The 6,861-nt window shown below is 64.1% G+C and carries 7 protein-coding genes; 6 read left to right on the top strand and 1 reads right to left on the bottom strand.

Annotated elements, in window-relative coordinates; genetic code table 11:
* From EN906_RS17360 to EN906_RS17350, 3 genes are all read left to right on the top strand, one after another.
* The coding region (locus tag EN906_RS17360; RefSeq protein ID WP_281060447.1) for a citrate/2-methylcitrate synthase at positions 1-609 on the top strand (609 nt) is incomplete at its 5' end.
* 186 nt (positions 610-795) lie between these two features.
* On the top strand, positions 796-1,578 hold the full coding sequence (locus EN906_RS17355; protein ID WP_127270166.1) for a 3-hydroxybutyrate dehydrogenase: 783 nt from the start codon (positions 796-798) through the stop codon (positions 1,576-1,578).
* 46 nt (positions 1,579-1,624) lie between these two features.
* Entirely contained in the window at positions 1,625-2,758 is a 1,134-nt protein-coding gene (locus tag EN906_RS17350) for a patatin-like phospholipase family protein (RefSeq protein WP_127270167.1), read from the top strand.
* A 33-nt stretch (positions 2,759-2,791) separates the two neighbouring features.
* Here EN906_RS17350 and EN906_RS17345 read toward each other — a convergent pair whose 3' ends face one another.
* Entirely contained in the window at positions 2,792-3,388 is a 597-nt protein-coding gene (locus EN906_RS17345) for a TetR/AcrR family transcriptional regulator (RefSeq protein ID WP_127266910.1), read from the bottom strand.
* A 122-nt stretch (positions 3,389-3,510) separates the two neighbouring features.
* Between EN906_RS17345 and EN906_RS17340 the strand changes: the two genes are divergently transcribed.
* The 3 genes from EN906_RS17340 to EN906_RS17330 are packed head-to-tail and all read left to right on the top strand — an operon-like array spanning position 3,511 to position 6,853.
* Complete coding sequence (locus EN906_RS17340; RefSeq protein WP_127266909.1) at positions 3,511-3,972, top strand: (2Fe-2S)-binding protein; 462 nt, start codon at positions 3,511-3,513, stop codon at positions 3,970-3,972.
* Positions 3,973-3,974: 2 nt separating this feature from the next.
* Positions 3,975-6,248 (top strand): molybdopterin cofactor-binding domain-containing protein, encoded by a 2,274-nt coding sequence (locus EN906_RS17335; protein WP_127270169.1) that lies wholly within the window; start codon positions 3,975-3,977, stop codon positions 6,246-6,248.
* On the top strand, positions 6,245-6,853 hold the full coding sequence (locus EN906_RS17330; protein ID WP_127266907.1) for a hypothetical protein: 609 nt from the start codon (positions 6,245-6,247) through the stop codon (positions 6,851-6,853). The genes EN906_RS17335 and EN906_RS17330 overlap by 4 nt, the downstream gene beginning before the upstream one ends.
* The last annotated feature ends 8 nt before the right edge of the window (positions 6,854-6,861 follow it).

The following is a 6,861-nucleotide window of genomic DNA, read 5'->3' as shown; positions in this document are numbered from 1 at the left end:
GCGCTCGATACCTATCTCGTGACCGTCTGCGATCATGGCCTCAATGCGTCGACCTTTGCGACGCGCGTGGTGGCCTCGACGCAGGCCGGCCTGACATCCTCCGTGCTGGCCGGGCTCGGCGCGCTAAAGGGGCCGCTGCATGGCGGGGCGCCCGGTCCGGTGATCGAGATGCTGGATGCGATCCAGGCGCATGGCGATGCCGCCGGCTGGCTTCGCGACGAGATCTCGCACGGCAGGCGCATCATGGGTTTCGGGCACCGCATCTACCGTGTGCGCGATCCGCGCGCCGATGTGCTGAAGGCCGTCGTGCGGCAACTCGGCGGCGAGGGCGAAACCGGCCGCCGGCTGGCATTCGCGGAGACAGTGGAACAGGTAGCGCTCGACGTGCTGCGGATCGCCAAGCCGTCGCGCTCGCTGCAGACCAATGTCGAGTTCTACACCGCGCTGCTGTTGGAGGCGGCGGGCTTTCCGCCACAAACCTTCAGCAATGTCTTTGCCGCTGGGCGCGTCGCCGGCTGGATCGCGCATGCGCGCGAACAGCAGACGACCGGGCGGCTGATCCGCCCGCAGTCGCACTATGTCGGGCCGGTGCCGGAGCTGGCTGCCTGAGGCTTATCGGCGCCTGGCGAGCGACCGGCGATCCAAACGATATCCTCCTGGTGAGCGGCCGTGTGGCCGCTCATGACGAAAATTTCATCTCCTCAAAAATTCTGGCCGCTGTTATTGCGTCGCATTGAGCATATATGCTGCAGTGCAACATAAGCTCGCTCTTGCCGCAACCAGAGGACTCCGCCCTTGGCCGCCAGAAAAACCGCAGTCATCACCGGCTCCACATCGGGCATTGGCCTGGCCATCGCCCAGGCGTTGGCGGCCGAAGGCCATAATGTCGTCGTCAACTCTTTCTCCGACACGGCCGCCGACCACGCCATCACTGATGCGATCGCCAAACACCACGGGGTGAAAACCGCCTACATCAAGGCGGACATGTCGAAACCGGCGGAATGCCGGGCGCTTGTCGCCAAGGCGGCTGAGACATTCGGATCGGTCGATATCCTCGTCAACAATGCCGGCATCCAGCATGTCGCGCCGGTTGAGGACTTTCCGATCGAGAAATGGGACGCCATCATCGCCATCAACCTGTCGTCGGCGTTCCACACCATTGCAGCCGCGATCCCGCTGATGAAGGAGGCCGGCGGTGGCCGGATCGTCAACATCGCCTCGGCGCACGGCCTGGTCGCGTCGCCGTTCAAATCGGCCTATGTCTCGGCGAAGCATGGCATCATGGGTTTGACCAAGACCGTTGCACTCGAACTGGCGCGTGAAAAAATTACCTGCAACGCCATCTGCCCCGGATATGTGCTGACGCCGCTGGTCGAGGCGCAGATCCCCGACCAGATGAAAGCCCATCAGATGGATCGCGAGACCGTCATCCGTGAGGTCATGCTGGACAAGCAGCCGACCAAGGAATTCGTCACGGTGGAGCAGATCGCGGCAGCGGCGGTGTTCCTGTGCTCGGACGCGGCAGCGCAGGTCAACGGCACGCATCTCTCGGTCGATGGCGGCTGGACCGCCGCGTGAGGCGCAAAATCTTCTCATCTATCCAAAACGAACCAAGGACGACGCCATGACCAAAAACGGCAAGGCGGAGGAGACAAAGAAGAAGATCAACATCGCGCTTCAGGGCGGCGGCTCGCACGGGGCCTTTTCCTGGGGTGTGCTCGACCGCCTGCTGGAGGACGGACGGCTGGAGATATCAGCAGTGTCCGGCACCAGCGCCGGCGCCATGAACGCAGTGGCGCTGGCCGACGGATATGTGCGCGGAGGTGTCGAGGGAGCGCGGCAGAAACTTGACGATTTCTGGCGCGCGGTGGCGGCCAAGGGCCGGTTCAGCCCGGTACACCGCATGCCGTGGGATGTCGCCTGGGGCAACTGGTCGATCGAGAATACGCCTGGCTATGTCTTCTTCGACACCATGTCGCGGGTGTTCTCGCCCTATGTCGCCAATCCGCTCGGCTTCAACCCGCTGCGCGACGTGGTTCAGCAGGAGATCGATTTCGACAATGTCCGCGCCTGCAAGTCAATGGAACTGTTCATCTCGGCGACCAATGTCGAGACCGGACAGTTGCGCGTCTTTTCCGATGGCGAGATCGACCTCGACACGGTGATGGCCTCGGCCTGCCTGCCGCAACTGTTCCGTGCTGTCGAGATCAAGGGGGTGCCCTATTGGGATGGCGGCTATGGCGGCAACCCGGCGCTTTATCCGTTCTTCAAGACGGCTGCGACCGAGGACGTGCTTCTGGTGCAGATCAATCCGGTGGTGCGGGAGGGAACACCAAGAAGCGCCAACGAGATCCAGAACCGCATCGACGAGATCGCCTTCAACGCCGGGTTGCTGCGCGAATTCCGCTCGATCGCCTTCGTCAAGGAACTGATCGCCGCCGGCCGTCTGCCGCATGGCGAGTATCGCGATATCCGCATGCACCGCATCGATGCCGACGAGGCGTTCAAGGACCTGTCGGCGTCCTCGAAGGTCAACGCCGAATGGGCGTTTCTGACCTACCTGCGTGATCTCGGCCGCACCGCCGCCAGCGACTGGCTGGAAGAGAATTACGAGGCCGTCGGCAAGCGACCGACGCTCGATCTCTCCGGCGAACTCGATGACGGCTTCAAGCCGGTGCGCGGTCCGGCACCTGGCCGGCGGGTCAAGGAATTTCTTGCGGCGCGCAAGAACCCGGAGGCAGAGCGCCGGCGCGCCTGAGCGACCAATCAATGTGCATCGATTGGTCCGCAATCATGCCTTCAAGGTCAGGTCGATCACCCTGATCAGGGCAGCGGCCGCCTGCCGCTGTCCCTCCGGATCTCTGATCCGCGCCTTCATGCCTTCCAGCCCGTCGAGCAGCATGTCGGCAAGCAGTTGCGCCGACAGGCCTCTGGCCGCCAGGTCGACGCCGTTCCTGGCTGCCTCGCGCTCTATCGCGGTGCCGATGTGTTGGCCAAGCCCGCCGCGCCAGCAGCCTACCAGATCGCCAAGGCTCGATTTCATGTCCAGCAATTCGGCGCCGTGCGGCGAAGCAACGACCGCGCCCATCATCGAGATGAATGCCTCGTCGATGGCCCGCATCATGCGCTCGGTGAAAGGGCCGTCGCCGGATAGGGCAATCTTTGCCGCCTCGACCGAGCGTGACAGGATCATCATGGCGATGGCGCGGAAAATGTCGGTCTTGTTCTTGAACAGGAGATAGAGCGCCGGACGCGACATGTCTGCGGCGCGGGCGATGTCGTCCATGGTGGTGCGAGTGAAGCCATAGGCCAAAAACACCTTCATCGCGCCATCCAGGATGCGGACGCGTTTGGGATCTGTGGCGGCGATGTCTTCGATCCGGTTCATGGAGCAATTCTATCCTGCAAAATCCTATTTGACAAAATGACGAAATTTGTCAATCTGTATCGGAGCGAAACGGTCGAGAGGACGCTTCGCCTTGGCAGTGGACGACAACAAAGGGTATCCCCATGCGCCTTACCGTCGACGGTCAGTCTTTCGATATCGATGCCGATCCTGACATGCCGCTGCTGTGGGCGCTGCGCGATCTCATTGGCAAGACAGGGCCGAAATTCGGCTGCGGCATCGCCGCCTGCGGCGCCTGCACAGTTCATGTCGACGGTCAGCCGGTGCGTTCCTGCTCGCTCCCGGTTGGGCAGGTCAGCGGCGCTATCACGACCATTGAAGGCATCGGCACGGCGGGGAAGCTGCATCCGGTGCAGCAGGCATGGCTGGAGGAACAGGTCGCGCAATGCGGCTACTGCCAGGCCGGCCAGATCATGAGCGCGGTGGCGCTGCTCGACGAAGTCGCCAACCCAAGCGATGCCGACATCGACAATGCCATGGGCGGCAATCTCTGCCGCTGCGGCACCTATCCCAAAATCCGCTCGGCCATCAAGAAGGCCGCGGCGCTCAAGACGGCGGGTCTCTGACCATGGCCAGTGTCGGAAAGATCGCCCGCCGCACGTTTCTGATCGGCGCTGCCGCCGTCGCGGGCGGCGTTGCCGTCGGCTATTACTACTATCGCAAGCCTTTTCCGAACCCGCTCGAGGCCGAACTCGGCAAGGGCGAGGCGACGTTCAACCCCTATGTGAAGATCGGCGCCGACAACACCATCACCATCGTCGCGCCGCGCGCCGAGATGGGGCAAGGCATCTCGACGACGCTTGCCGCCATGGTCGCCGAAGAGCTCGATGTCGGCCTTGACCGGGTCAAGGTCGAGCATGGACCAGCATCCCATGCCTACTACAACGCCGCGATCCTCGAGGAGGGCGGTCCGTTCGCCTTCTTCGACGAGAGCATGACCGCGCAGGCGGTGCGCTCGGGTCTCGGCGTGGCCGGCAAGTTCCTTGCCCTGCAGGGCACCGGCGGTTCGGCTTCGACACGCGATGGTTTTGACAAGATGCGGCAAGCGGGTGCCGCTGCCCGGCAGATGCTGATCGCGGCTGCGGCGCAAGAACTGGGTGTTGCCGCAGCCGATCTGGAAACGGCCGACGGTTCGATCCTGCACAAGGCGTCGGGCAAGTCGCTGACCTATGGCGCGGTCGCCGCGGCCGCCGCCGCGATGGCGTCGCCGGCCGAAGTCAGGCTCAAGGACCGGGCCGACTGGAAACTGCTGGGAAAACCGCAGAAGCGCATCGACATGCTGGCCAAGGTGACCGGGGCGCCGATCTTCGGCATCGATGTCAGGCTGCCGGACATGGTCTACGGCACTGTCAAGATGAGCCCGCGCTTCTGGGCCAAGCCGGTCAAGGCGGACCTTTCCAGGGCCGAAAAAATGCCCGGCGTGATCAAGATCGTGCCGCTCGAGACGAATTACGGCCATGGCTTCGGCATCATCGCCGACAACACATGGGCGGCGTTCAAGGCCGCCGAGGCGATCGACGCCCAGTGGGCCGATCCCGAATATCCGCTCAGCAGCGCCGGCATATCCGATGTCGTGAAGCAGGCGCTCGGCACCAAGGGCTCGGTGATGCGCGACAATGGCGACGTCGACACCGCCTTTGCCGACGCGCCGCGTGAAAGGATCGTCGAGGCCGACTATGCCGTGCCCTATCTGGCGCATGCGACGATGGAGCCGATGAACGCCACGGCGCAGCTCAGGGACGGCGCGCTCGACATCTGGTGCGGCAACCAGGCGCCGACCCTGGTGCGGCAGCTTTGCGCCAACGCGGTCGGCATCGGGCAGGACAAGATCAATGTGCACACCACCTTCATGGGCGGCGGTTTCGGCCGGCGCGTCGAGGTGGATTACGCACTGTGCGCCGCGCTGATGGCCAGGGAGACGGGCGGGCGTCCGGTCAAGGTGACCTGGACGCGTGAAGAAGACATGCGCCACGACGCCTACCGGCCGGCCGCTATCGGCAAGTTCCAGGCGCGGCTCGGCGACGATGGCATGCCGGTCGCGCTCGACATGAGGATGGCCTCGCCATCGGTGATTGCCGGCATGCTGCGCCGGCTGTTTCCCTCGATATCGCCGCTCGGTCCCGACAAGAGCATCGTCGACGGCGCCTATGACCAGCCCTACACCATCCCGAATTACCGGGTCAGCGGTGTCGCGGCGCCGGTCTCCATCCCCGTCGGCTCCTGGCGCTCGGTCGGCAGTTCGGTCAACGGCTTCTTCCATGAGGGCTTCATGGACGAGATCGCCGTCGCCGGGAAAATCGATCCGGTCGAGATGCGCAAGAGACTGATGGCTGCCTATCCTTCGGCGGTGAAGGTGGTGGAGAAAGTCGCCGCGATGGCGAAATGGGGTGAGGCGCTGCCCGCCGGCAAGGCCAGGGGTATGGCCTTCACCCTGTCCTTCGGCAGTTGGGTCGGCGAGATCGTCCAGGTGGCGGACACGCCGGCCGGAATCCGTATCGAGAAGGTGTGGATCGCCGCCGATGTCGGCACCGCGCTCGATCCCGGCATCATCGAGGCGCAGTTGATCTCGGCGGCCATCTACGGTCTTTCGGCGGCGATGGGGCAGGAAATCACCTTCGCCGACGGCATGGTCGAACAGTCGAACTTCCACGATTTCGACGCCATGCGGATCTTCCAGTGCCCGGTATTCGAAGTTGCCATCCTGGAAAACTTCCACAGGATGGGCGGCCTCGGCGAGGTCGGCACACCGCCGGCGGCTCCGGCGCTCGCCAACGCCATCTTCGCGCTCACCGGAAAGCGCATCCGCACGCTGCCGCTGTCGAAAGCGGTAGCCTTCGCATGAAGAAGCTCGTCATCATGCTGACGCCTGCTGCCATGCTTGTGCTCGCAGCACCGTTTGCGATCGCGCAAGAGAGCCAGACGCCGGCGCCGGTGGCAGTCGACACAGCAAAAGCCCTGTCCGAATGGGACAAGGTCTATGCGGTGTTCTCGCATCCGCGCTGCGCTGACTGTCATGTCGCGGACGAGCGACCGCGCTGGTCGGGTGCGCATTACGGCGGCACGCGCGTGCACGCCTTCAATGTCCAGCGCGGTGCTGACGGGCCGGGCTTCGGCAGTCCGGGCCTGCGTTGCATGACTTGCCATTTCTCCAGCAATTCCAAGGCATTGCACGGGCCGCCCGGGGCCGAGAACTGGCATCTGGCGCCAGCCGAGATGGCCTGGTTCGGCAAGTCCTCGGCCGAAATCTGCGCCCAGATCAAGGATCCCTTGCGCAATGGCAACCGCAGCTTGAAGGACATCGCGGTGCATGTTCGCGACGACAGACTGGTCGCCTGGGGCTGGGCGCCGGGATCGGGTCGTGAACCGGCTCCGGGCTCCGCCGAAGCGACCTATCAAGCGATCGAAAACTGGGCGGCGGCGGGCGCATCTTGCCCGGTGGCGCAATGAACTTGCAA

Origin of the sequence: Mesorhizobium sp. M7A.F.Ca.CA.004.06.1.1 (assembly GCF_003999135.1) — a bacterium.
Taxonomy (GTDB): Bacteria; Pseudomonadota; Alphaproteobacteria; order Rhizobiales; family Rhizobiaceae; genus Mesorhizobium.
This window is presented reverse-complemented; position numbering and strand designations above follow the sequence as displayed.